The organism is Bradyrhizobium sp. CCBAU 45394, assembly GCF_028128655.1.
GTDB lineage: Bacteria > Pseudomonadota > Alphaproteobacteria > Rhizobiales > Xanthobacteraceae > Bradyrhizobium > Bradyrhizobium diazoefficiens.
In genome coordinates this window covers 71,104-97,102 of the sequence record NZ_LBIX01000164.1, presented here as the reverse complement: position 1 = coordinate 97,102, position 25,999 = coordinate 71,104, and the positions used below count along the sequence as shown (strand labels likewise).

Sequence of the window (25,999 nt, the reverse complement as noted above, 5' to 3'; positions counted from 1 at the left end):
GAGTGCCTGCTGCCGCACGTGGAACGAGCTGCTCCCTGATCGTATTCGCTCGGACGGTCCGCCGATTCTGCTAACGATGCGCTCGGCGGAACAGGCGCCCAGCGGCAGAGCCGGATGGGCCTTCGCGGGACCGGTTGCTATGGTCAACGAGTTGAATCGAGGGAGGAATGGGCTTGGCGAATGAGTTGCAGGCCAAATTTCGGCGTGCTGTCGATGCCTTTCAGGCCAGGGACCTGGCGAAAGCGGAGAAGATACTCGAGCAGATCAGGAGATCCTCCCCGAAAATCTTCGACGTCGAGCACTTCCTTGGCGTGATCAAGCTGGTCCAGGGCCGATTTGCCGACGCTGAGATCCATCTCAAAGCGGCGGTCGGCCTGAATGGAAACAGCGATGAAGCGCTCAGCAATTACGGCTACGCGCTCAAGAGCCTGAATCGCCCCCAGGAAGCGCTGGTCTATTTCACCCGCGCCCTGGCGGTGAATCCGCACAATCCTCTCTCGTACCACAACAGAGGTACGATACTCGCCGAATTCTCGAGGAACTATTCGGAGGCGATCGAGCAGTTCGACAAGGCGGCGTTCTACAATCCGAACTTTGCCGATGCATATTCAAGCAAGGGCAATTGCCTCGAAAAGCTCCAGCGCTATGAGGACGCCCTCGTTGCTTACGACAAGGCGTTGTCGGTCAAGCCCGATCTCGAGAATGCGTGGCTTGGTCGAGGGAATGCCTTGAGGAATCTCAAGCGCTACGACGAAGCGTTTGCCACTTACGACAAGGCGCTGTCGCTCAAGCCTGACTTCGAGAATGCGTGGGTTGGTCGAGGTGACGTGCTTGCCGATCTGAAGCGCCATGACGAAGCGCTTGCTGCGTACGACAAGGCACTGTCGATCAAGCCCGATCTCGAGGGTGCGTGGGTTGCCCGTGGCCATGTCTTCTGGATCCTGAAGCGGTATGAGGAGGCGTCGACTGCCTATGACAAGGCGCTGTCGATCAAGTCCGATCTGGAGAATGCGTGGCTTGGTCGGGGCAATGTGTCGTTTGACCTGAAGCGCTATGACGAAGCGTCCGCCGCGTTTAACAGGGCGCTATCGGTCCGGCCTGATCTGGCGGAAGCATGGCTTGGCCAGGGCAATGTTCTCAACGAGCTCAAGCACCATGACGATGCGCTCGCCGCATTCGACCGCGCGCTCTCGATCAAGCCTGACCTCGCGGAGGCATGGCTCGGTCGAGGCAATGTCGCGTGGGCCCTCAAGCGCTATGAGGAGGCTCTCGCCGCCTATGACCGGGCGCTCTCGATCAAGCCTGACCTGGAGGGGGCGTGGATCGGTCGGGGCAATGTCTTCACCGAGCTCAAGCGCTATGAGGAAGCTTTTGCTGCTTATGACAAGGCGGTGTCGATCGAGCCGGACCTGGAAGGCATCGAGGGGCTGCGCCTTTTTGCAAAGATGAACTTGTGCAATTGGGACAATCTGGAGGGAGAGATCGGTCATTTGACGGGGGCGATACGGGCCGGGAAGGCCAATAGCTCTCCTTTTGCGTTGCTGTCGTTGACTGACACTCCCGACGATCATCTGCGATGCGCCAGGGCGTGGGTGAGTGCGAAGCTCCCGCAATTGTCCAAACCGGGTTCAAGGGGTGGGATCCACAAGCACGACAAGATTCGGATCGGATATGTTTCACCCGATCTTCGTCAGCATCCGGTCGGGTACCTGACCGCCGCGATGTTCGAGAACCACGATACCAGCCGATTTGAGACCTACGCCTTTTCGATCGGTCCGAACGACGGCAGCGACCTGCGCAGACGACTGGAAGGGGCCTTCCACCGCTTCATCGATTGCCAGGACAAGAGTGACGGTGAAGTCCTGGAGGCGATCAAGGAGGCAGAGATAGACATTCTCGTCGATCTTGCGGGGCACACACAGAATGCCAGGCTGTCGCTATTCGTTTCCGGTCCCGCTCCGATAGCCGTCAATTTCCTCGGGTTCGCGGGGACGGTGGGCAGCAAGGAGCTGTCGAATTACATCATTGCCGATCACGTCGTCTTGCCGGAGTCAAACAACCAGTTCTTTGCAGAGAAAGTGGTTCGTCTGCCCGGCAGTTTCATGCCCCGCGACAACAAGGGGGAGGCAATCGATGACATAAGGCTCGAGAGGGCTGATCACGGGTTACGGCAGGAATGGATTGTATTTTGTTGTTTCAACCCTGCCTACAAGATCAATCGGTCCGTCTTCGATAGCTGGGTGAATATTCTGGGGAAGGTGGATCATTCGGTCTTGTGGTTGTCCGACATGGGAGAGGCCGCAAAATCGAACCTGCGAAAAGCAGCCAAGGACCGGAGCGTCGATCCGGATCGCCTGGTGTTCGCAAGGCGCCTTTCATCATCCTCCGAGCACCTGGCGCGGCATCGCCTTGCCGACCTCTTCCTGGATACGCTGCCCTACAACGCACATACGACGGCGAGCGATGCGCTGTGGGCCGGCCTGCCGGTCGTGACGCAAATTGGAAACAGTTTCGCAGGCCGCGTCGCGGCGAGCTTGCTCAACGCAGTCGGCTTGCCTGAATTGGTCGCGCGAACACGCGACGAATATGAAGCGCTCGCAATCGAGCTGGCGCTGAACAGGCAAAAGCTTCAGGGGATTCGCGAGAGGCTGCGAGAGAACCGTTTGACGACATCGTTGTTCGATGCGGCGCGCTATACCAGGCACCTGGAAGCGGCCTACGAGGCCATGCATCAACGGCATCAGGCGGGACTTCCGCCGGATCACATCGACATTCGACCGCTCGGATGAGGAAGGCTGCCTGTGCGCGTCTGCTGTTGCTCGTGCAGACCACCAGGCCGCGCTTAACTCCGGCCATGCCGTCTCCAGTCGCCTTATCCCGAATGCCGATATTCCTGTCTTTCGTTGGCCTGACCGATGATCGCGTACCGGCGACCTGTCGTCACGCCCTGCCGTGCGGCGGAGGCGCGCCGGTTAAACTGGGTTTCCTCGCGGGTTCCCGCCGCCCGCCCGGAATGAAGAACCCGGACCCCAGCTGAGGAAGAAGAGGGGCTGGCGAGACTCCGTCGCCGCCGGCCGGGGGCGACCGTTTCGGCCTGCCGCGTGACATCCCGGCGCCGATGTTGCCGTGGTCGCGCTCTTTCCAGATCAGTCGATTCTTGAAGGGGCGGCGGATCCTGCCAAGTCGCTCGCCGATTCTACGATTCGATGGCGCCAGACCGCAGCTTCGCGACGCCCGTCCCCGCGGCGCCCCAGGTGAGGAATTTCGATGGCAGTCGGAACCGTCCTAAAAACCACAGTAAAAACAATATGTTGCGAGGCCGTTCTGATCACATCTGCGTGTTATTTGTGCAACACCCATCGGAAAACGCGCTCCATTGGCCCGTTTCGGAGCGTTCTGTTGTTGTGTGTGCAAGGACGTTCGGTAATTGTGACTGAGCGACGGAGGGGGGCATCCCGAGGTCGTCCCGTTTTAGGTGGTTCGCTTAAGTCCCTCGCGTTCAGCGGGTGTGTCCGAAGGCGCGAAGCGACTAAGCGGTGAGTTAAGGGACAAGGGAACCAACCTTAGGGTGTCTTCACCCAGCGGATCCGGAACCTTCCCTATAGAGCAAACTTGGAGGTTTAACATGAAGTTGGTTAAGAGCCTTTTGCTCGGTTCAGCGGCGGGTCTGATCGCCGTTGGCGGAGCACAGGCAGCCGATCTCCCCGTGAAGGCCAAAGCGGTCGAATACGTGAAGATCTGCTCCCTGTACGGTGCCGGATTCTACTACATCCCGGGCACTGACACCTGCATCAAGCTGGGTGGTTACCTGCGCGCTGAAGTCGCGCTGGGCACCAACTCGGACTTCACCCTGAATCAGAACGTCTCGACCCAGGGCGCCAACGGTGCACGCAACCGTCTGACGAACTACTACACCGCTCGCGCTCGTGAAGACCTCAACATCGACACGCGCACCGCGACCGAATACGGCGTGGTCCGCACCTTCTTCGATGGCGTCTTCTCCTGGACGACCGGCAACTACGTCGGCACCGGCAGCGCGACCGGCACCACCGCCTACAGCGGCGCGCTGGCGACTGCCACGACTCCTGGCGCGACCACCACGTCGCTCTTTGGCTCGGGCGGTGGCTCGGTGAACGGCACCGACGGCAACACCTCGGCCGGTTCGCTCGGCGTGTACTACGCCTTCATCCAGTTCGCTGGCTTCACCATGGGTAAGGCCGTGTCGCAGTTCGACGCGCCCTGGACCAACTATCCCGGCAACAACTTCGACGGTCTCGTCGGCGGCAGCGGCACGGTCACTGGTATCAACCAGTTCTCGTACACCGCTGACTTCGGGCAGGGCATCACGGCGGCGTTCTCGGCGGAAGATCCGACCTCGTACATGCAGGCCGGCAATCTCAACATGACCGGCGCGACCGCGTCCAGCGTGCTCGGTGCCTCCTACGGCTCCAACGCCATCGGCGGTTCGCGTTCGCCGAACCTCGTCGCTATGGTGCGTGTCGACCAGGCCTGGGGCCTGTTCCAGGCATCGGTTGCGGCCAAGGACAACCACGTCGCTTACTACGGCGCCACCGAGCCGACTGGCCACCCCGACGACAAGTGGGGTTGGGCGGTTCAGCTCGCTCTGTCGATCAAGAACATCCCGACTGGTGCGGGTGACGTGATCAACATCTCGGGCGTCTACACCGACGGCGCGACCCGCTACAACTTCCAGAACCTCGCGGGCAGCACCTACGTGATGTTCGGCAGTTCGGGCACCGCCTACCAGAGCCTCGGCTACGCCACGGCTCCGGACACCGTGTTCATCACGGGTAGCTCGCAGGAAACCGTCAAGACCTGGGGCTTCCGCGGTGCTTACACCCATAACTGGGATCCGTACTGGAACACGGCGATCTACGGTGCTTACGCTCAGGCGCAGTTCGGCACCTTGGCCAAGACCACGCTTTGCGGCGCTGGTGGTGCTGGTGGTGGCGTGATCGGTGCTGGGTTCGCCGGCGTGACTGCCTGTAACCCGGACTTCGCGATCGGCCAGGTGGGCATCATCACCCGCTGGACCCCGGTCAAGAACCTGACGTTCTCGGCTGACCTTGCCTGGACCCATCTCGACCAGAAGTATGCTGGTACGGTGACCCCGGCCGCTCTGGTCCCCGTTCCCGCCAAGCCGGTCGCGGCCTACGAGCTGAAGGATCAGAACTCGCTCGTTATGCTCCTCCGCGCTCAGCGCAACTGGTAAGTTCGGTCTAACGACCTGACAGAGAGCCCCGGCGGGAAACCGCCGGGGCTTTTCTTTTGGTGCATGGCTTTGCGCCCCAGCAATGTCGGCCGAGCTGGCGCGTCGCTTCCGTGACCGGTCGCGTGCACGCCTCAGGTCGCGGCCGCTGCTCAAGCCGGACGACGGCGCATGTCCGGCGCTTGCCACCGATGCTCTCGGCAGCGACTCTCTGCGCTGTCTGCTTATGGCCCTGAAACGGACCATTGATCTGGATCAACCCGGAGGAGTGCCACCAGGCCGCTGATGCGATGGCCCCCGGGGGTCGTCATGTATCTGGCTGATACGAAATCGTTGTCTGGCTCCGGACAATCGTTCGAAGATCCAGCAGGTGAGGGGATGCTTTATGTGCCGGGCGGCACGTTTCGCATGGGTTCGGATCGGCATTATCCGGAGGAAGCGCCGGCCCATCTCGTTACCGTTGACGGATTCTGGATGGATCGCACGCCGGTCACCAACCGCCAATTCCGCAAATTCGTGAACGCGACCGGCTACGTCACTTTCGCCGAAATTACACCTGATGCGAAGGACTATCCGGGCGCTCTGCCGCACATGCTCAAGGCCGGGTCACTGGTCTTCACGCCGCCTAAGCGAGCTGTAGACTTGCACAACTGGGGGCAATGGTGGACGTTCAAGTTCGGCGCCAACTGGCGCCGTCCCTATGGTCCGCGCAGCAACATCAGCGGGCTCGACGACCACCCGGTCGTCCACGTCGCCTACCGCGACGTCGAAGCCTATGCCAAATGGGCCGGCAAGGAATTGCCGACCGAGGCCGAATGGGAATTCGCCGCACGCGGCGGACTGGACGGCGCGGAATTCGCCTGGGGTGACGAGCTATTCCCCCGCGGAAGGCATATGGCAAACACCTGGCAGGGCAATTTCCCGCACCAGAATCTTGCGGCTGATGGCTTCGAACGCACTTCGCCCGTCACCGCATTCCCGGCCAACGGTTACGGCCTGCACGACATGATCGGTAATGTCTGGGAATGGACGGCCGATTGGTATTCGCAGAAGCACGAAGCCGACGCCCTGAAAGTCTGCTGCATCCCGCAAAATCCTAGCGGCGGGCCCGAGGGCGCGAGCTACGATTCTTGTCAGCCGAACCTCAGGATTCCACGCAAGGTGCTTAAAGGCGGCTCGCATCTTTGCGCTCCCAGCTACTGCCGCCGCTATCGTCCGGCCGCGCGTCATGCCGAGCCGATCGACACCTCAGCAAGCCATGTCGGCTTCAGGTGCATCGCCAGGAAGAGGATCACGTCATGAGTAACGATCGGATTCCGGAAAAGCCTGAGATGAGCACGGGACCAATCGGCGGAGGATTGAAACGCCGCGATCTCTTGTTGAGTGGTAGTTCTCTCGTCGCCGCTTCGGCGCTCTCGGCCGTCGGATTGACGAGCCCTGCGCAAGCGCAGCAACCAGCTACGGCGCCGGCGCCCGCTACGCCCGGGCAACGGCCGAACATCGTCGTCATCATGGGTGACGATATCGGCATCTGGAATATCGGGGCCTACCACCGCGGGATGATGGCCGGGCGGACGCCAAACCTCGACAAGATTGCCGCCGAAGGCATGCTGTTCACCGATTACTACGCCGAGGCGAGTTGCACGGCGGGTCGCGCCAACTTCATCACCGGCGAGCTGCCGATCCGCACCGGCATGACCACAGTCGGCCAGGCCGGCGCTCCCACCGGCTTGCCGGCGGAGGCCGTGACCATTGCCGCGGCGCTGAAAGGTATGGGCTACGCCACCGGCCAGTTCGGCAAGAACCACCTTGGCGACAAAAACGAGTTTCTGCCGACGGTGCATGGCTTCGACGAGTTCTTCGGCTACCTGTATCACCTCGACGCGATGGAAGATCCGGCCCACCCCGCTTATCCGCAGGAGCTGTTGAACACAGTCGGTCCGCGCAACATGGTTCACTCGTGGGCGACCAACGTGGACGACGCCACCGTGGATCCGCGCTGGGGCAAGGTCGGCAAGCAGAGGATCGAGGACGCCGGAACGCTCTATCCCAAGCGGATGGAAACCGTGGACGATGAAATCCGCGACTTCGCGCTCAATTTCATCGACAGGGCCAGGGCCGACAACAAGCCATTCTTCCTGTGGCTCAATCCGACCCGCATGCACATCGTTACGCACCTGTCGCCGAAGTACCAGGCGATGCGCAACTCCAAGAATGGTTGGTCCATCCATGAAGCCGGCATGGCGCAGCTCGACGACGACATTGGCATCGTGATGCAGAAGCTGAAGGATATGGGCGTCGATGACAACACCATCGTGGTATTCACGACCGACAACGGCACCGAGGTCTTCACCTGGCCCGATGGCGGACAGACGCCATTCGCGCAGAGCAAAGGCACGATCATGGAGGGCGGCTTCCGCGCGCCGGCGATGGTCCGCTGGCCGGGCAAGGTGCCGGCCGGCAAGGTCGAGAACGGCATCATGTCCGGACTGGACTGGTTCCCGACCTTCCTGGCCGCTGCCGGCAACCCCAACATCGTCGACGAGCTCAAAAAGGGTAAGCAGATCGGTGACCGCACCTACAAGTGCCATCTGGACGGCTACAACCAGCTGGACATGATCACTGGCAAGGGGCCGTCAAATCGGCACGAAATCTTTTATTTCGGCGAAAGCGAGCTGGGGGCCGTGCGCATCGACGACTACAAATATCGTTTTATCGACCAGCCCGGAGGCTGGCTGGGTGATAAAAGCAAGGTTGACGTGCCCTATTTGACCAACCTTCGCCTCGATCCTTTCGAGCGCACGGGCTGGCCCGATAGCGGGACCAAATACGGGGCGCAACAATACTTCGACTGGTTCAAATACGAATTCTGGCGCTTCGTGTTTGTTCAGCAGCAGGTGGAAAAGCTGGCGATGACGGCGATCGAGTTTCCGCCGATGCAGAGGGGTGCAAGCTTCAATCTAGACGCTGTGAAGGCCAAGATCGAAGCGGCGCGAGCGGCAGTCGCCAAGTAGCGCAGCTTAAGGCGCCGCTATTCCACGCTGCCGGTGCCGCGGCGCAGGTCGGCCTCGATCTGCAACCGCGTGCCGCCGCCGAAGCGGGCGCGGTAGACCTGAAGGTTCTCCATGATCCGCTGCACGTAATTGCGCGTCTCGGAGAACGGAATGAGCTCGACCCAGTCGACCGCATCGACCTTGGGATCGCGCGGATCGCCGTAGCGGTCGACCCACTTCTTCACGCTGCCGCGGCCGGCATTGTAGGCGGCAAACGTCATGATGTAGGAGCCGCGATAATCCTCGAGCAGCCCACCGAGCTCGGCCGAGCCGAGCGTGGCGTTGTAGGCCGAATCGTTCTTCAGCCGCCCCAGATCGTAGGTCGCGCCATGCCGCTTGCAGACATAGCGTGCGGCATCCGGCGTCACCTGCATCAGCCCGTAGGCCTGCGCCGGCGAGACCACCGAGGGATTGAACGCGCTCTCCTGCCGGGCGATGGCGTAGACGATGCTGCGCTCGACCTCGGGGCCGATCGGCGTGAATTGCGGAATGCCGTTGACGGGATAGGCGTAAAAATCGAACGGAAGGCCGCGGTTGAGCGCTGCCTTGCCGACCAGCAGCATGCCGCGCGCATCGCTGTAGCGCTGGGTCAGCTCGCCGAGGCCGGTCAGCGCCTCGGGATCGCCGTTCTCGCCCATGTCGGCGAGCATGGGCACGGCCATCTCGCGCTCGTCGAGCTCGTAGAGCAGTTGCGCCGCGCGCACGATCTCCAGCCGTTCAGCGCCGCGCCCGCGCGGCTGGCTGTTGAGCTCGATCTGCGGCAGGCCGAGTTTTGCGCGTGCGAGCTGGCCGTAATAGCTCGTGGATTGTTCGGCAGCCCGCGCATAGGCGTTGCGCGCCTCCTGCTGGCGGCCCGCCGCTTCCGCCGCGCGGCCCTGCCAATAGCCGGCGCGCGCCAGCGTGGTCGGATTGACGCTGCCGACGCCGATGCGGGCAAAATGCTGGGTGGCGGTCGCGGGATCGTTGAGAAAGCGCAGCGCGATCCAGCCTGCCGTGAACTCCTGCTCGGTCTTGTAGATGTCGCGCGAGGGCAGCGCCGCGTCGCGCGCGATCAGATAGGCGCTGCGGAACTCCTCGGTGTCGATCATCTTGCGCGCGAGCAGGCGCCGCTCGATCCACCATTCGTCGAGATTGTAGAGCCGGTTCGGATCCTTCGGCGCCGACAGCATGAGCTGGGCGGCCTCGGCAAACTTCTCCTCGCGGCGCAGCAGCTGGATCTTGCTGAAGAGGAAACCGGGGTCATTGTGCAGCTCGCGCGGCACCGCCTCGAGCAATGCGCGGGCGTTCGGCGCCTTCTTGACCGAGGCGATGCGGGCCTTGGCCAGCGCGATATAGCCGGCGCCGAGGCGTTTTGCGGCGCGCAGAGCGGCCTCGTTCTCGCTGCCGTAGAGCAGGGTGTCCATCCGCGCCTTCTGATCGCCCGGCGTCAGCAGGGCGCCGAACTGGTCGAGCGCGTTGTTCTCGGTGTCCTCCGACATCGGATCGCTGCGCCAGGCCTCGCGCACCAGCCGCTCGGCATTGGCGCGGTCGCCGCGCGCCAGCATCGCCTTGGCGAGCGTGAAGCGGCCCTTCGCGGACACCGGGGATTCGTTCTCGAACCACGACCACGCAACTGAATCGTCGCGCCTGTCGTCCCACATCGCAGCCTCGAGGCGGCGGCGCAGGAAGGTCTGCGACGGCCAGCTCGGATTAGCGGAGAGGAAGGCGCGATAGCGCTCGACGGTCGCGCCATTGTCCTCGCTGCGCAGGATGATCCATTCCGCGAGCTTTCGCGCGACGGGATCCGAGATCGTGGCGGCGGCGTTGGTGGCGTCGCCCGCCTTGCGCTTGCGCACGAGTTCGATGACGCTCTCCAGCGTGTCCTTGTCGGCTTGCGACGTCGACGAGGTCGCAGCGATCGCGGCCGGCGTCACCGGCCTGCGAGGTGCCGCGTGCTGGCGGGTCGCGGGCGCCAGCACAGGAGCTGCGATCGGTTTGGCGGCCGGAGGGGCGGCGGGTCTGACGATGGCCGTCGCGGCCGGCGCGGGTTCCGCTTTGGGGGGAGAGCCGGTGGCGGTCGGCTGCGATTTTGGCGCGGGCGCCGCTGCCGAAGGCTTGGGCTTGTTCTTGGCGGGGTCCTTGGCGGGTTCCTTGCCAGCGTCCTTGCCGGCATTCTGGGCTGGTTTCTTCGCGGCATCTTTGGCCGGGGCGCCAGCCGCCCCCTTGCTTGCGCCCTTCGCTGTGTCCTTGCCGGTTCCCTTGGTGGTTTCCTTAGCTGTTTCCTTGGCCGATCCTTTGCCGGATCCCTTCGCGGCGTCCTTGGCGGCTGGCTTCGCAGTGTCCTTGGCCCCTTCCGCAGGTGTCTCATTGGACTTGGCCCAGGCGGCGCAGCCGACCGACAGCCCTGCCATCAGGCACACGACCAGACCGGTGGATCGCCATGTGGCACGAGGAAATGAGGTCACGGCGTTTCGTCGCCCCGAATCAGTCAAGTGGCTCAAGATCTAGCTGAATTTGATTGAATATGCGGACAAAATACCAACAGCCGCTTACCTCGGGCGGGTTTGCACCATCACCGCGGCAAAATCGCGGCCTAAACGGTGCGTCGCACGGGAGCGGCCCTTTTACCGGCGGGATAGACCCGATATGAATGGGGCTTGCTCTCAAAACTCGCCGCGTACGGAGGAAGTCCATGGCAGCCAAGACGAAATTCCGGGGGTCGTTCACCGCCTTGGTCACGCCGTTCAAGAACGGCTCGCTCGACGAGGCAGCGTTCCGCTCCCTGGTCAACTGGCAGATTTCCGAGGGCACCAACGGACTGGTCCCGGTCGGCACGACAGGCGAGAGCCCGACGCTCAGCCATGACGAGCACAAGATGGTCGTCGAGTGGTGCATCGAGGAGGCCAAGGGCCGCGTGCCCGTGGTTGCCGGTGCCGGCTCCAACTCGACCAAGGAGGCGATCGAGCTGGCCCAGCACGCCGAGAAGGCGGGCGCGGACGCCGTGCTGGTGGTGACGCCTTACTACAACAAGCCGACCCAGGAAGGGATGTACCAGCACTTCAAGGCGATCAACGATGCGATCGGGATTCCGATCATCATCTACAACATCCCGCCGCGCTCGGTGATCGACATGTCGGTCGACACCATGAAGCGGCTGTGGGAGCTGAAGAACATCGCCGGCGTCAAGGACGCCACCGCCAGCATGGTCCGCGTGTCGCAGCAGCGCGCGGCGATGGGCGAGGACTTCAACCAGCTCTCGGGCGAGGACGCGACCATCCTCGGCTACATGGCCCATGGCGGCCATGGCTGCATCTCGGTGACCTCGAACGTCGCGCCGCGCCTGTGCTCGGAGTTCCACACCGCCTGGCAGAAGGGCGATCACGCCACCGCGCTGAAGCTGCACGACAAGCTGATGCCGCTGCACAACAACCTCTTCATCGAGAGCAATCCGGCGCCGATCAAGTACGCGATGTCGCTGCTCGGCAAGCTTGACGAGACGCTGCGGCTGCCGATGGTGCCGGTGACCGAGCCGACGCGCGTTGCCGTGCGCAGCGCCATGGTTCACGCTGGCCTGATCAACTGACGCGGTAACCTTTCCGGGGAGCCTTTCATGAGCGGGGTCGATGAAAAGGGCAGGCGGATGCTCAAGGAGTTCCGCGAATTCGCCATGAAGGGCAACGTCGTCGATCTCGCGGTCGGCGTCATCATCGGCGCGGCCTTCGGCGCCATCGTCACTTCGCTGGTCGGCGACGTGATCATGCCGTTGATCGGCGCCGTCACCGGCGGCCTCGACTTCTCGAACTACTTCACCCCCTTGTCGAAGGCGGTCACCGCCACCAACTTAGCGGATGCTAAAAAGCAAGGCGCGGTCTTGGCTTGGGGCAGCTTCCTCACGCTGACGATCAACTTCATCATCATTGCCTTCGTGCTGTTCCTGGTGATCCGCGCCATCAACACCCTGAAGCGCAAGGAAGAGGCGGCACCCTCCGCTCCGCCGAAGCCGTCGGCCGAGGTCGAGCTGCTGACCGAGATCCGCGATCTCCTCAAGAAGTCTTGACGCGTACGCTTCGTCCAAACTGTTAGCGTTCGCGCGTATCTCACTCAGGTTTGTCTGCCATGGCCGATAAGAACGAACGACCGATCAAGGTCATGGCGGAAAATCGCAAGGCCCGCTTCAACTATGCGATCGAGGATACGATCGAGGCGGGCATTGCGCTGACCGGCACCGAGGTCAAGTCGATCCGCAACGGCAAGAGCACGATCGCGGAATCCTACGCCGATTCGAAGAACGGCGAGATCTGGCTGATCAACGCCACCATTCCCGAATACCTCCAGGGCAACCGCTTCAACCACGAGCCCAAACGGCCGCGAAAGCTGCTGCTCCATCGCCGGCAGATCAACAAGCTGATCGGCGCGGTGGACCGCGAAGGCATGACGCTGATCCCGCTCAAGCTCTACTTCAACGAGCGCGGCCGCGCCAAACTGCAGCTGGCGGTTGCAAAGGGCAAGAAGCTGCACGACAAGCGCGAGACCGAGAAGAAGCGCGACTGGAGCCGGGAGAAGGGGCGCCTGCTGCGGGCGAGGGGATAGCGGGATGAATCAGAAGAACCTGCTCGAGGTCGACTGGAGCCAGATTCCGGCGCCGGCCGATGATGGCGGCGCCGCGCATCTGCCGGGCATGACGCTGCCCGCGATCGGTCTGCTCGCGACCGACGACACAGCAGTGATGCTGTCGGCGCTCCCCGGCCGAACCGTGGTGTTCGCCTATCCCCGCACCGGCGAGCCTGGCAAGATCTCGCTGGTCGACGATTGGGACATGATCCCGGGCGCGCGCGGCTGCACGCCGCAGACCTGCGCGTTTCGCGATCTGTTTGCCGAGCTGAAGGCCGCCGGCGCCGCCCACGTGTTCGGCCTCTCGACCCAGAGCAACGAATACCAGACCGAGATGGCCTCGCGCCTGCATCTGCCGTTTCCGGTGCTGTCGGACGAGAAGCTGGCGCTGACGCGCGCCCTCAAACTGCCGACCATGGAGGTCGCAGGGCTGACCCTGATCAAGCGCCTCGCGCTGATCATCGACGACGCCAAGGTCACGCATGTGTTCTATCCGGTGTTTCCGCCCGACCGGAACGCCGGCGATGTCCTGGACTGGCTGAAGGCCAATCCCGTCAAAGACTAGTCCAAGGGCTAATCGAGGTCGGCCTTCACCTTCGCGAACACGGACCGGAACATGTCCGGCGTCAGCACGCCGGTGTTCGTGTTGTAACGCGAGCAGTGATAGCTGTCGTAGAGCCTGAACGCGCCGGCCTGGTGCACCGCGCCGTGGCCGAAAGGGGCTTGCGAGCCCTTCAGATTCAGCGGCTTGAGCACGGTGTCGTGCGCAATCCGCCCGAGCGCGACGATCGCGCGCAGGTTCGGCATCGTCGCCAGATTCGCCGCGAGAAACTGGCGGCAGGTGTTGATCTCGGCGGGCAGCGGCTTGTTCTGCGGCGGAACGCAATGCACCGCATTGGCGATGCGGCAGTCGACCAGCTTCAGCCCGTCGTCGGGCCGCGCCTGATAGGCGCCCTTGGCAAAGCCGTATTCGAGCAGCGTGGCGTAGAGCAGGTCGCCGGCATAGTCGCCGGTGAAGGGACGGCCGGTGCGGTTGGCGCCCTGCATGCCCGGCGCGAGGCCGACGATCAGGAGACGCGCCTTGACGTCCCCGAAGGGGGCGACCGGGGCGTTATGCCACGACGGCTCGCGCGCGCGATTCGCCTCGCGAAAGGCGACCAGGCGCGGACAGAGCGGACAGTCACGGTCGGGGACGAGGGTGGGGGGCTGGCGGCCTGACCGGGCCGCCTCACTCCTCAAAGTCGTCATCGCCCCTCGGGGCCATCGTGGTCGCGCGCTGGAGGAATTGCGGGGCGTGGTGGCGGGCCTCGCGCTCGCCACGATCGCGCGGGGCGGGGCGTTCGGACGGGTCGCGGCCGAGCTTGGATTGCAGCTCGACGAGGTCGGTGAAGACGTCGGCCTGGCGGCGCAGCTCGTCGGCGATCATCGGCGGCTGGCTGGCGATGGTCGAGACCACCGTGACCCGCACGCCGCGGCGCTGGACGGCCTCGACCAGGGAGCGGAAGTCGCCGTCACCGGAGAACAGCACCATCTGGTCGATGTGCTCGGCGAGCTCCATCGCGTCCACGGCGAGCTCGATGTCCATGTTGCCCTTGACCTTGCGGCGGCCGGAGGCGTCGATGAACTCCTTGGTCGCCTTGGTGACAACGGTGTAGCCGTTGTAGTCCAGCCAGTCGATCAGCGGGCGGATCGAGGAGTACTCCTGATCCTCGATGATGGCGGTGTAGTAGAAAGCCCGCAACAGCGTCCCGCGGCTCTGAAACTCCTTCAGCAGGCGCTTGTAGTCGATGTCGAAGCCCAGAGTTTTCGCCGTCGCGTAGAGATTGGCCCCGTCGATGAAGAGCGCGATCTTGTTGGTAGGAGAAGGTGACATTCAGTTTGCTCGCGAAGTGCTCGTGATTGATCGTTTATTGTTGGCGCGGCAGCACGCCGCGCAGTTCTAGAGTGCCGCCGAAACCCGTCGAAACCGCAAATCCGGAGAAGTCGGGGCAATCAAGGTATAGTTATGGCGAACTCTCAAACACCCGGGGCCGCCCTCGGTGGCAGCCCTGGAAATCGCCCATCCCAGCCCCAATGTGGGGGTAGCAGAGCCATTTGGCGAGGCCAAATCACAAATTGGCCTTGCGAAATTGTCTTGGCCCCTATAACTAGCCCCAATCATCCACATATTTCGTCCCACCCACAACGGAGCGACAGTCCATGGCTCGCGTCACCGTAGAAGATTGCATCGACAAGGTCGATAACCGGTTTGACCTGGTCCTGCTGGCCGCCCACCGTGCCCGCATGATTTCGTCGGGTTCACAACTAACGGTTGACCGCGATAACGACAAGAACCCTGTTGTGTCTTTGCGTGAAATTGCCGACACGACCATCTCGCCGGAGGACCTCCGCGAGGAGCTGGTGCACTCGCTCCAGAAGTTCGTCGAGGTCGACGAGCCCGAGCCGGATACGGTGCCGCTGATCGGTTCCGCCGGCGCCAGCGTCGATGCGGACGATACCGAAGTTGCCGTTGAGCGCATGACCGAAGAGGAGCTCCTGAAGGGCCTCGAAGGCCTCGCGCCGCCGGAAGAGCAGCCCGAGGAAGACGAGTAGATCGTCCCGTCGCAATCGCCGAATTCTTGTGATCTTATCAGAGGCCCGAACCTGCGTTCGGGCCTTTGCTTTTGTTGGCGTTTTCGTGGTTACCATAGTGTTGCCGGTTCGCGCCGCGCACCTGTCACCGAATTGATCGGACGCGCGCGGGATCGGAGCTAAGATGTATACAACGGGCCGCCTTGAGGTCCGTTTGAAGGCAGGACGGCATGGTGTATCGACGCCGCAGATCAACGCAGATGCAGGCCGCAACCGAATCGGTTGCCGTGGCCCCGACTGCGCCGGTGGCGCGCCCGGCCAAGCCGCGTGCGCGCATGATGCGTCAATATGACCTCGTCGAGCGCGTCAGGTCCTACAATCCCAACACCAACGAAGATCTGCTGAACCGCGCCTATGTCTACGCCATGAAGGCGCACGGCTCGCAGACGCGGGCCTCGGGCGATCCGTATTTCTCGCATCCGCTCGAAGTGGCGGCGATTCTCACCGACCTGAAGCTCGACGACGCCACCATCGTGGCCGCGCTGCTGCACGACACGATCGAGGACACCGAAGCGACGCGGGCCGAGATCGACCAGATCTTCGGACCCGAGATCGGCGCGCTGGTCGAGGGCCTGACCAAGCTGAAGCGGCTGGAGTTGGTGTCGCGCGAGGCCAAGCAGGCCGAGAACCTGCGCAAATTGTTGCTGGCGATTGCCGACGATGTTCGCGTTCTCCTGGTGAAGCTCGCCGACCGCCTGCACAACATGCGCACGCTGGAATTCGTGCCGCCGGAATCGCGCAGGCGCATTGCCGAGGAGACGCTCGACATCTACGCGCCGCTCGCGGGCCGCATGGGCATGCAGGAAATGCGCGAGGAGCTGGAGGACCTGTCCTTCCGCACGCTCGACCCCGAGGCCTATTCGGTGGTGATGCAGCGACTCGACGCGCTCGCCGAGCGCAACCGCAATCTGATCGGCGAGATCGAGGCCCAGCTCTCCAACAATCTGCGCCACCGCGGCCTTGGCGCGCGGGTTTATGGCCGCCGCAAGAAGCCGTTCTCGATCTGGACCAAGATGGAGCGCAAATCGGTCGGCTTCGAGCAATTGTCCGACATCTTCGGCTTCCGCGTTGTCGTGAACGACATCGAGGCCTGCTACCGCGCGCTCGGCATCGTCCACACCACCTGGCCGGTCGTGCCGGGGCGTTTCAAGGACTACATCTCGACGCCGAAGCAGAACGACTACCGCTCGATCCACACCACCGTGATCGGTCCGGGCAACCAGCGCGCCGAGCTCCAGATCCGCACCGAGGCGATGGACCAGATTGCCGAGCGCGGTATCGCCGCGCACGTGTTCTACAAGGAAGGCGCGGGCTCGCCGACCGAATTCCTCAAGCGCGAATCCAACGCGTTCGCCTGGCTGCGGCACACCGTCGGAATCCTCTCGGAGAGTGCCAACCCCGAGGAATTCCTCGAGCACACCAAGCTCGAGCTGTTCCACGACCAGGTGTTCTGCTTCACCCCGAAGGGCAAGCTGATCGCGCTGCCGCGCCACGCCAACGTCATCGACTTCGCCTATGCGGTGCATACCGACGTCGGCAACAGCGCGGTGGGCTGCAAGATCAACGGCAAGTTTTCGCCGCTGTCCTCGGAGCTCCAGAACGGCGACGAGGTCGAGGTGCTGACCTCAGAGGCGCAATCGGCGCCGCCGTCCGCCTGGGAGACGCTCGCGGTCACCGGCAAGGCGCGCGCCGCGATCCGGCGCGCCACGCGCACCGCCGTGCGCGACCAATATGTCGGTCTCGGCCGGCGCATCGTCGAGCGCCTGTTCGAGCGCGCCAAGATCGAATACGCCGACGACAAGCTCAAGGGTGCGCTGCCGCGGCTTGCGCGCACCTCGATCGAGGACGTCATGGCGGCTGTGGGGCGCGGCGAGATCAAGGCCTCCCACGTCGCGCGCGCGATGTATCCCGACTACAAGGAGGAGCGCGTCGCCCGCTACGGCATCAAGAAGGGGCTCGCCGCCAAGCTCAAGGAGAAGGTGGCCTCCGAGCCGCCGCGAACCCCGGTCGCGATCCCGATCCGCGGCATCAATTCCGACCTGCCGGTGAAGTTCGCGCCGAACGGCGGCGCGGTACCCGGCGACCGCATCGTCGGCATCGTCACGCCGGGCGAGGGCATCACCATCTACCCGATCCAGGCGCCGGCGCTGAAGGATTTCGAGGAGGAGCCCGAGCGCTGGCTCGACGTGCGCTGGGACATCGAGGACACCGCGCCGCAGCGCTTCCCGGCCCGCATCAGGGTCGAGAACGTCAACGAGCCCGGCGCGCTCGCGCAGATCGCGACCGTGATCGCCGAGCACGACGGCAACATCGACAACATCAGCATGCAGCGCCGCTCTCCGGACTTCACGGAGACGACGATCGATCTCGAAGTCTACGACCTGAAGCACCTGAGCGCGATCCTGGCCCAGTTGCGCGCGAAGGCGGTCGTCGCCCGCGTCGAACGTGTTAATGGATAGACGTCTTTCGTATTCGCCTGTCCTTCGAATTTGTGAGCCTTGCAATGCCCGCTTCTCCGCTCCGCCTCGGCGTCAATGTCGACCATGTCGCGACCCTGCGTAACGCGCGCAGCGGCCGCAATCCCGATCCGGTGCGCGCCGCGCTGCTGGCGATCGAGGCCGGCGCCGACGGCATCACCGCGCATCTGCGCGAGGATCGCCGCCACATCCGCGACGAGGACATGGCGCGGCTGAAGGCCGAGATCTCCAAGCCGCTCAATTTCGAGATGGCGGCGACCGACGACATGATGCGCATCTCGCTCGCCACCAAGCCGCACGCGGTGTGCCTCGTGCCGGAGCGCCGGCAGGAGGTGACGACCGAGGGCGGACTGGATGTAGTCGGCCAGCACAATGCGCTCGCGCCCTACATCGCCCGGCTGAACGATGCCGGAATCCGCGTCTCGCTGTTCATCGCCGCGGACCCCGCGCAGATCGAGATGGCGGCGCGGCTGCGCGCGCCCGTGATCGAGATCCACACCGGCGCCTGGTGCGATGCCGTCGTCGACGGCCACACCGAGAAGGCCGACGCAGAGTGGAAGCGGATCGTGGCGGGTGCGAAGCTGGCGAAGGACGCGGGGCTGGAGGTTCACGCCGGCCACGGGCTCGACTATGCGACGGCGGAGACGATCGCAGCTCTGCCCGACATCATGGAGCTCAATATCGGCTACTACATGATCGGCGAAGCCTTGTTCGTCGGTCTCGCCGAGACGGTGCGCAGCATGCGCGCGGCGATGGACCGCGGCCGGAGCCGGGCATGATCATCGGCATCGGCTCCGACCTGATCGACATCACCCGCGTCGGCAAGGTGATCGAGCGCCATGGCGAACGCTTTCTCGACCGCATCTTCACCGCGGCCGAGCGGGCCAAGGCGGAGCGGCGCGCCAAGAACGAGAAGATGGTGATGGCGACCTACGCCAAGCGCTTTGCCGCCAAGGAGGCCTGCTCGAAGGCGCTCGGCACCGGGATCAGGCGCGGCGTCTGGTGGCGCGACATGGGGGTGGTCAACCTGCCGGGTGGACGGCCGACCATGCAGCTGACCGGCGGCGCTCTGGCCCGGCTCCAGGCCCTGACGCCGGATGGCTTCGAGGCGCGGATCGACGTGTCGATCACCGATGACTGGCCGCTCGCACAGGCCTTCGTCATCATTTCGGCCGTTCCGCTGGCCAAGTCCTGACCGTTCCCAGGTCATTTTATAATTCTTGTTAAGAATCAATATCTTATGCAGTTTTGATGCGATCCTTGATTGCGTGGCCTCCGACAACCGTCTAAAAGTCCGCGGACGCAAATCAGGCTGGGCGAATTCGGCTTTACGCCGGAATTGGCCCTCATTATCAGAATCAGGACAATCTCCTTGGGCCGCGAAGCGATGGGCTGTTCGCGGGAGGAGGGCGCTCTGTGACCGCCGGCCGGAATTGAGAGAGCAATGAGCGTGACTTCGGGAACGAAAACTGAAAGCGGCGTCGGCGAAACGATCCGGGTCGTGATCCACGCTCTCCTGATCGCGCTCGTGATCCGCACCTTTCTGTTCCAGCCCTTCAACATCCCGTCCGGCTCGATGAAGGCGACGCTGCTGGTCGGCGACTATCTGTTCGTCTCGAAATATTCCTACGGCTATAGCCACTACTCGATCCCGTTCTCGCCGCCGCTGTTCTCGGGGCGGCTCTGGGGCTCGGACCCGAGCCGCGGCGACATCGTGGTGTTTCGCCTGCCGAAGGACGATTCCACCGACTACATCAAGCGCGTGATCGGGCTTCCCGGCGACCGCGTCCAGATGAAGGACGGGCTGCTCTACATCAACGACACCCCGGTCGAGCGGCAGCGCATGAGCGAATATGTCGGCGAGGATCCGTGCGGCTCCGAAGGCGGCGGCATCTCCCGGGTGAAGCGCTGGAAGGAAACGCTGCCGAACGGCGTGTCCTATGAGACGCTGGACTGCGCCGACAACGGCTACATGGACACCACCAACGTCTACACCGTGCCGGCCGGCCATTTCTTCATGATGGGCGACAATCGCGACAATTCCACCGACAGCCGCTTCCTCGGCCAGGTCGGCTACGTGCCGCAGGAGAATTTGATCGGCCGAGCCCAGATGATCTTCTTCTCCATCGCCGAAGGCGAGCATGCCTGGATGTTCTGGCGCTGGCCGTGGGCTGTGCGCTGGAATCGCTTCTTCAAAATCGTCCGATGAAAGACGAAGCCAAGGACATCGCGACCCAACCGACCGAGGCGCAAGCCGCCCCTGAGGGCGAAGCTGCACCGAAGACGCCTGCCAAGAAGAAGCGGGTACGCAAGGCGAAGGCGACTGACGCGAATGCCGCACTCGAGGCACGCATTGGTTACAGCTTCGCGGATCCGAACCAACTGATCCAGGCGATCACGCATGTCTCGGCGCTGAAATCCGGGCGCAAGCGCGGCGACAGCTATCAGCGGCTGGAATTCCTCGGCGACCACGTGCTCGGGCTCGTCGTGTCCGACATGCTCTACCACGCCTTCCCGAACGCCGACGAAGGCGAGCTGTCCAAGCGCCTTGCCGAACTCGTGCGCAAGGAGAGCTGTGCCGACGTCGCCAAGTCGCTCGGGCTGCTCGACGACATCAAGCTCGGTTCGGTCGGCCCCAGCGCCGACGCCCGCCTGCGCAAGAGCGTGCTCGGCGACATCTGCGAAGCCGTGATCGGCGCCATCTTCCTCGACGGCGGCCATGCGGCGGCGGCCGAATTCGTCAAGCGCAACTGGACCGAGCGCATGCACAAGCCGCGGCGTCCGTTGCGCGATCCCAAGACCGTGCTCCAGGAATGGGCGCAGGGGAAGGGCCTGCCGACGCCTGTTTACCGCGAGGTCGAGCGCACCGGCCCGCATCACGATCCGCAGTTCCGCGTCGCGGTGGACCTGCCGGGACTGGCGCCGGCGGAAGGTATCGGCGGCAGCAAGCGCGCGGCAGAGAAGGTGGCGGCCTCGGTGATGATCGAACGTGAAGGTGTTGGCGGCGGCAATGACGGTTGAAGCAAGCGGCGAGGCGCTCGCCGCGACGCGCTGCGGCTTCGTTGCGCTCATTGGCGCACCGAATGTCGGCAAGTCCACGCTGGTCAACGCGCTGGTCGGCGCCAAGGTCACGATCGTCTCGCGCAAGGTGCAGACCACGCGCGCGCTGATCCGCGGCATCGTCATCGAGAACAACGCGCAGATCATCCTGGTCGACACGCCCGGCATCTTCTCGCCCAAGCGCAGGCTCGACCGCGCCATGGTCTCGACCGCCTGGAGCGGGGCGCATGACGCCGATCTCGTCTGCGTGCTGCTTGACGCCAAGACCGGCATCGACGAGGAGGCCGAGGCGATCCTCGCCAAGGCGGCAAGCGTCAATCACGACAAGATTCTGGTGATCAACAAGGTCGACCTGGTCCAGCGCGAGAAGCTGCTGGCGCTGGCGCAGGCCGCCAACGAGCGCATGCCGTTCGCCAAGACCTTCATGATCGCGGCAATCTCCGGCGACGGCGTCGACGACCTCCGCTCGACGCTTGCCGAGATGGTGCCGCCGGGGCCGTTCCTCTATCCTGAGGACCAGATGTCGGACGCGCCGATGCGGCACTTGGCGGCCGAGATCACGCGCGAAAAGATCTATCGCAAGCTGCACCAGGAATTGCCCTACCAGTCCACGGTCGAGACCGACAAGTGGGAGGAGCGCAAGGACAAGTCGGTGCGCATCGAGCAGACGATCTTCGTCGAGCGCGAAAGCCAGCGCAAGATCGTGCTCGGCAAGGGCGGCGCCACCATCAAGTCGATCGGCGCGGACTCGCGCAAGGAGATTAGTGAGATCCTCGGCGTGCCGGTGCACCTGTTCCTGTTCGTCAAGGTGCGCGAGAACTGGGGCGACGATCCCGATCGCTACCGCGAGATGGGCCTGGAATTTCCCAAAGAATAAGCAAGAACAGATCGGTATCCGATGAGCGTGCCCACGAACGTCCGGCGCTTCGAAGCGCTGCTCTATGCGTCGTTGATGCTGGATGCCCTGTCGGTCGCGGTGCAGGACCGCACGCCCAATGCCGAGATGACCGAGCAGATGATCATGACGGCGACCCTGCTCGCCGGCGGCATGATCCTGCTGCTGGTCTATTTCGTCTGGCTGGCTGCGCATTGGCGCAAGAACTGGCCGCGCTGGGTGCTGGCCGCAGCCCTGGTGCTGTCGGTGATCTCGCTCGGCCAGATCATCGGCGAGAAGGGCATGGAGCTCGACAGCGCCATCGAGATCGTGTCCTGCGTGCTGACCACGATGGGCCTGTATTTCTCCTTCAGCGGCGACGCGCAGGGCTGGTTCAACGCGTGAGGTTTTGCGCGGTGCCGTAGGGTGGGTAAAGGTGCGCCCTTGCGCGCCGTGCCCACCACGATCGCGGTGGATCAAAATTGGTGGGCGCGCTTCGCTTTGGCCACCCGACGGTCGCTCAAAATGCTAGACTTCCTTCAATGGAATGGACCGACGAAGGCATCGTGCTGGGGGTGCGGCGGCATGGCGAGAGCAGCGCCATCGTCGAACTGCTGACGCGCGCGCACGGCCGCCATCTCGGTCTCGTGCGCGGCGGTGCCGGCTCGCGGATGCGGCCCTTGCTGCAACCGGGCAACAGCGTTAGCGCGGTGTGGCGGGCGCGGCTCGACGAGCATCTCGGCTCCTACGCGGTCGAGGGCCTGAAGCTGCGTGCGGCCACGCTGCTGGCCTCGTCCCACGGCGTCTACGGCGTCACCCATCTCGCCTCGATCGCGCGGCTCCTTCCCGAGCGCGATCCGCACGAGGAGATATTCGGGCTGCTCGAACATTCGCTCGACGATTTCGACGACATCGGCAGCGCGGCCGTACACGTGATCCATTTCGAGCTGGCGATGCTCGCCGAGCTCGGCTTCGGGCTCGCGCTGGACAACTGCGCGGTGACCGGGGAGACCACGGACCTTATCTACGTTTCGCCGAAATCCGGCGGCGCGGTGTCGCGCGGCGCGGGCGAGCCATGGCGCGACCGGCTGCTGCGCCTGCCGCCGTTCCTGCGCCACGGCGAAACCGCGACCGAGCTCACCGACCAGGATCTTCAGGACGGTTTTCGGCTGACCGGATTGTTCCTGCTGCGCCACGTGCTGGAGCCGCGCGGGCAGGTCCATTCCGACGCGCGGGCCGGCTTCATCAATGCCTTGACGCGGCAGCAGGCGAGGGCGGCGATCCCGGCGCCATGACGTCAGCGCGCCTCTGTATTGTCTGATCAGATGGCATGTCCCGGAACCAAATCGGGTTTCCTGGATTGGCCCGTGGGGTTCCAACCCGGGGATAAACCTGATGCTGATCAAGGGACTTATTGTGTCGGCAGCGCTGATTGCGCTGGCGCCGGACGCCCTCGCAGGCGAGCAAACAGGACTGGTTCGCCGTGCCTCCTGCACGGTCGTCAGGTTCTATGTAGCCAAATATTCGGCAGCAGCCGCAGAGGCATGGGCCCGGTCCAAGGGCGCGACGGAAGCAGAGATCGAGACTGCCCGGCGCTGCTTGACCAACGCGCCGACCACGACACAGGCCCAAAATCGCCAGGCCACCCAGACCGTGACCGCCGGCTGGGCGGGGCAGTAACCGCCCACAGGGAACCAATCCATCCTTGCCCGATTCGCTTCCACGGTTTAACCGGGCGGCATGGGAAAACGATTGATTCCGCCGGAACCGGCCGAAATCCATGAGGTGCCGCTGCGTGAGGCGCTGGAAGAGCGCTATCTCGCCTATGCGCTCTCCACCATCATGCACCGTGCGCTGCCGGACGCACGCGACGGCCTGAAGCCGGTGCACCGGCGCATCCTCTACGGCATGCGCCTGCTCAGGCTCGACCCCGGCACGGCCTTCAAGAAATCCGCCAAGATCGTCGGCGACGTGATGGGCTCGTTCCATCCGCATGGCGACCAGGCGATCTACGACGCCATGGTGCGGCTCGCGCAGGATTTCTCCTCGCGCTACCCGCTGGTCGACGGCCAGGGCAATTTCGGCAATATCGACGGCGATAACCCCGCCGCCTACCGCTACACCGAAGCGCGCATGACCGATGTCGCGCGGCTTCTGCTCGAGGGCATCGACGAGGACGGCGTTGAATTCCGTCCCAATTACGACGGCCAGTCGAAGGAGCCGATCGTCCTGCCCGGCGGCTTCCCGAACCTGCTCGCCAACGGCGCGCAGGGCATCGCGGTCGGCATGGCGACCTCGATCCCGCCGCACAATGCCGCCGAGCTCTGCGACGCGGCGCTGCATCTGATCGAGAAGCCCGACGCGAAATCCAAGGCGTTGCTGAAGTGGGTGAAGGGCCCGGACTTTCCGACCGGCGGCATCTGCGTCGATTCCAAGCAGGCGATCGCCGAAGCCTACACGACCGGCCGCGGCTCGTTCCGCGTCCGCGCCAGGTGGGAGCAGGAAGAGGGCGCACGCGGTACCTGGGTCGTCGTCGTCACCGAGATCCCCTTTCTGGTGCAGAAGTCGCGCCTGATCGAGAAGATCGCCGAGCTTCAGGATCAGAAGAAGCTGCCGCTGGTCGGCGATGTCAGGGACGAGTCGGCCGAAGACGTCCGCATCGTGATCGAGCCGAAGTCGAAGAACGTCGATCCGGCGCTGATGATGGAATCGCTGTTCCGGCTGACCGAGCTCGAAAACAAGATTCCGCTGAACCTCAACGTGCTGATCAAGGGCCGCATCCCCAAGGTCGTGGGGCTCGCGGAGTGCCTGCGCGAATGGCTCGACCATCTGCGCGACGTCCTGATCCGGCGCAGCAACTACCGCAAGGCGCAGATCGAGCATCGGCTGGAAGTCCTCGGCGGCTTCCTGATCGCCTATCTGAACATCGACAAGGTGATCAAGATCATCCGCACCGAGGATGAGCCGAAGCCGGCCTTGATGAAGGCGTTCAAGCTCACCGAGGTGCAGGCCGAAGCCATCCTCAACATGCGGCTCCGCTCGTTGCGCAAGCTCGAGGAAATGGAGATCCGCACCGAGGACAAGAACCTCCGCAACGAGCTCAAGGGCATCAATGCGGTGCTCGCCTCGGAAGCCGAGCAGTGGAAGAAGGTCGGCGAGCAGGTCGGCAAGGTCCGCGACATGTTCGGGCCGAAGACGCCGCTCGGCAAGCGCCGCACCACCTTTGCAGATGCGCCCGAGCACGATCTCGCCGCGATCGAGGAGGCCTTCGTCGAGCGCGAGCCGGTGACGGTCGTCGTGTCCGACAAGGGCTGGATCCGCACCATGAAGGGGCATGTCGAGGATCTCTCGGGCCTTGCCTTCAAGCAGGACGACAGGCTCGGCTTCGCGTTCTTCGCGGAGACGACCTCGAAGCTGCTGCTGTTCGCCACCAACGGCAAGTTCTACTCGCTCGATGTCGCGAAACTTCCGGGCGGCCGCGGTCACGGCGAGCCGATCCGCCTGTTCATCGACCTCGAGCAGGAGGCGGCGCCCGTCGCGCTGTTCGTCAACAAGGGTGGGCGCAAATTCCTGGTCGCGAGCCACGAGGGCCAGGGCTTTGTCGTCAACGAGGACGATTGCGTCGGCACCACCAAGAAGGGCAAGCAGGTTCTCAACGTCGACATGCCGAACGAGGCACGCACGGTCACCGAGGTGGTCGGCGACACCGTCGCGGTCATCGGCGAGAACCGCAAGATGCTGGTGTTCCCGCTCGACCAGATCCCGGAGATGGCCCGCGGCCGCGGCGTCCGCTTGCAGAAATACAAGGACGGCGGTCTCTCCGACGTCGTCGTGTTCGACGCCAAGGCCGGCCTGACCTGGAAGGACTCCGCGGGCCGCGAATTCTCCGCGACCATGAAGGAGCTCGCGGAGTGGCAGGGCACCCGCGCCGACGCCGGCCGCCTGCCGCCGAAGGGTTTCCCGAAGTCGAACAAGTTCGGCCGGGGGATCGAGTAGGGGACGGGGCGGACTCCTGCGCCGTCTCGGGGGGTACGCAACATCGTAACCACGCTTTCAGTGTCGTCCTGGCGAAAGCCAGGACCCA

At 63.9% G+C, this 25,999-nt stretch carries 22 protein-coding genes; 19 read left to right on the top strand and 3 right to left on the bottom strand.

Going from position 1 to position 25,999, the window contains the following annotated elements; translation table 11 throughout:
- Nucleotides 1-173 precede the first annotated feature (173 nt).
- From WN73_RS21790 to WN73_RS21775, 4 genes are all read left to right on the top strand, one after another.
- Nucleotides 174-2,789, top strand: a complete 2,616-nt coding sequence (locus WN73_RS21790; protein WP_271554715.1) for an O-linked N-acetylglucosamine transferase family protein — start codon at nt 174-176, stop codon at nt 2,787-2,789.
- 836 nt (nt 2,790-3,625) lie between these two features.
- Nucleotides 3,626-5,233: a porin gene (locus tag WN73_RS21785; RefSeq protein WP_271554713.1), complete on the top strand. Its 1,608-nt coding sequence runs from the start codon at nt 3,626-3,628 to the stop codon at nt 5,231-5,233.
- 306 nt (nt 5,234-5,539) lie between these two features.
- Nucleotides 5,540-6,532 (top strand): formylglycine-generating enzyme family protein, encoded by a 993-nt coding sequence (locus WN73_RS21780; RefSeq protein WP_271554712.1) that lies wholly within the window; start codon nt 5,540-5,542, stop codon nt 6,530-6,532.
- Between the two features lie 29 nt (nt 6,533-6,561).
- On the top strand, nt 6,562-8,244 hold the full coding sequence (locus WN73_RS21775) for an arylsulfatase (protein ID WP_271554770.1): 1,683 nt from the start codon (nt 6,562-6,564) through the stop codon (nt 8,242-8,244).
- 17 nt (nt 8,245-8,261) lie between these two features.
- Here the strand turns inward: WN73_RS21775 and WN73_RS21770 are convergent, their stop codons facing one another.
- A complete protein-coding gene (locus WN73_RS21770) occupies nt 8,262-10,673 on the bottom strand; it encodes a lytic transglycosylase domain-containing protein (protein WP_271554768.1) in 2,412 nt (803 codons plus the stop codon).
- A 281-nt stretch (nt 10,674-10,954) separates the two neighbouring features.
- On the opposite strand from WN73_RS21770, the gene dapA reads away from it, so the two are divergent.
- From dapA to WN73_RS21750, 4 genes are read left to right on the top strand one after another with little or no spacing between them, the layout of a single operon-like run.
- Nucleotides 10,955-11,845, top strand: coding sequence for a 4-hydroxy-tetrahydrodipicolinate synthase (dapA, locus tag WN73_RS21765; RefSeq protein ID WP_271554710.1), 891 nt, complete (start codon nt 10,955-10,957; stop codon nt 11,843-11,845).
- Between the two features lie 57 nt (nt 11,846-11,902).
- On the top strand, nt 11,903-12,319 hold the full coding sequence (gene mscL, locus WN73_RS21760; RefSeq protein WP_271554767.1) for a large conductance mechanosensitive channel protein MscL: 417 nt from the start codon (nt 11,903-11,905) through the stop codon (nt 12,317-12,319).
- A 59-nt stretch (nt 12,320-12,378) separates the two neighbouring features.
- Complete coding sequence (gene smpB, locus WN73_RS21755; protein ID WP_011087830.1) at nt 12,379-12,852, top strand: SsrA-binding protein SmpB; 474 nt, start codon at nt 12,379-12,381, stop codon at nt 12,850-12,852.
- Nucleotides 12,853-12,856: 4 nt separating this feature from the next.
- Nucleotides 12,857-13,438 carry a peroxiredoxin gene (locus tag WN73_RS21750; RefSeq protein ID WP_271554709.1) on the top strand — a complete coding sequence of 194 codons (582 nt, stop codon included), beginning with the start codon at nt 12,857-12,859 and terminating at the stop codon, nt 13,436-13,438.
- Nucleotides 13,439-13,446: 8 nt separating this feature from the next.
- Here the strand turns inward: WN73_RS21750 and WN73_RS21745 are convergent, their stop codons facing one another.
- Nucleotides 13,447-14,121, bottom strand: coding sequence for a uracil-DNA glycosylase (locus WN73_RS21745; protein ID WP_028171606.1), 675 nt, complete (start codon nt 14,119-14,121; stop codon nt 13,447-13,449).
- Nucleotides 14,102-14,746, bottom strand: coding sequence for a LabA-like NYN domain-containing protein (locus WN73_RS21740; RefSeq protein WP_011087827.1), 645 nt, complete (start codon nt 14,744-14,746; stop codon nt 14,102-14,104). The genes WN73_RS21745 and WN73_RS21740 overlap by 20 nt, the downstream gene beginning before the upstream one ends.
- Before the next feature lie 326 nt (nt 14,747-15,072).
- On the opposite strand from WN73_RS21740, the gene rpoZ reads away from it, so the two are divergent.
- The 11 genes from rpoZ (at nt 15,073) to parC (ending at nt 25,911) form a co-directional block, all read left to right on the top strand.
- A complete protein-coding gene (gene rpoZ / locus WN73_RS21735; RefSeq protein WP_008133017.1) occupies nt 15,073-15,465 on the top strand; it encodes a DNA-directed RNA polymerase subunit omega in 393 nt (130 codons plus the stop codon).
- Between the two features lie 209 nt (nt 15,466-15,674).
- The gene (locus WN73_RS21730; RefSeq protein ID WP_060912485.1) at nt 15,675-17,963 is read left to right on the top strand and encodes a RelA/SpoT family protein; all 2,289 of its coding nucleotides are present in this window, start codon (nt 15,675-15,677) and stop codon (nt 17,961-17,963) included.
- Nucleotides 17,964-18,007: 44 nt separating this feature from the next.
- A complete protein-coding gene (locus WN73_RS21725; protein WP_060912484.1) occupies nt 18,008-18,760 on the top strand; it encodes a pyridoxine 5'-phosphate synthase in 753 nt (250 codons plus the stop codon).
- Entirely contained in the window at nt 18,757-19,176 is a 420-nt protein-coding gene (gene acpS, locus WN73_RS21720; protein WP_271554704.1) for a holo-ACP synthase, read from the top strand. Before WN73_RS21725 ends, acpS begins: the two co-directional genes overlap by 4 nt.
- 249 nt (nt 19,177-19,425) lie before the next feature.
- Nucleotides 19,426-20,190: a signal peptidase I gene (gene lepB / locus WN73_RS21715; RefSeq protein WP_060912483.1), complete on the top strand. Its 765-nt coding sequence runs from the start codon at nt 19,426-19,428 to the stop codon at nt 20,188-20,190.
- Nucleotides 20,187-21,002: a ribonuclease III gene (gene rnc, locus WN73_RS21710; RefSeq protein ID WP_271554700.1), complete on the top strand. Its 816-nt coding sequence runs from the start codon at nt 20,187-20,189 to the stop codon at nt 21,000-21,002. Before lepB ends, rnc begins: the two co-directional genes overlap by 4 nt.
- Nucleotides 20,992-21,918: a GTPase Era gene (era, locus tag WN73_RS21705; RefSeq protein WP_271554698.1), complete on the top strand. Its 927-nt coding sequence runs from the start codon at nt 20,992-20,994 to the stop codon at nt 21,916-21,918. Before rnc ends, era begins: the two co-directional genes overlap by 11 nt.
- 21 nt (nt 21,919-21,939) lie before the next feature.
- Nucleotides 21,940-22,320, top strand: a complete 381-nt coding sequence (locus WN73_RS21700; RefSeq protein ID WP_011087820.1) for a hypothetical protein — start codon at nt 21,940-21,942, stop codon at nt 22,318-22,320.
- 137 nt (nt 22,321-22,457) lie between these two features.
- Entirely contained in the window at nt 22,458-23,210 is a 753-nt protein-coding gene (gene recO / locus WN73_RS21695) for a DNA repair protein RecO (protein WP_271554697.1), read from the top strand.
- A 100-nt stretch (nt 23,211-23,310) separates the two neighbouring features.
- Nucleotides 23,311-23,595 (top strand): hypothetical protein, encoded by a 285-nt coding sequence (locus WN73_RS21690; RefSeq protein ID WP_028171610.1) that lies wholly within the window; start codon nt 23,311-23,313, stop codon nt 23,593-23,595.
- Between the two features lie 60 nt (nt 23,596-23,655).
- Nucleotides 23,656-25,911, top strand: coding sequence for a DNA topoisomerase IV subunit A (parC, locus tag WN73_RS21685; RefSeq protein ID WP_011087818.1), 2,256 nt, complete (start codon nt 23,656-23,658; stop codon nt 25,909-25,911).
- Nucleotides 25,912-25,999: the final 88 nt, after the last annotated feature.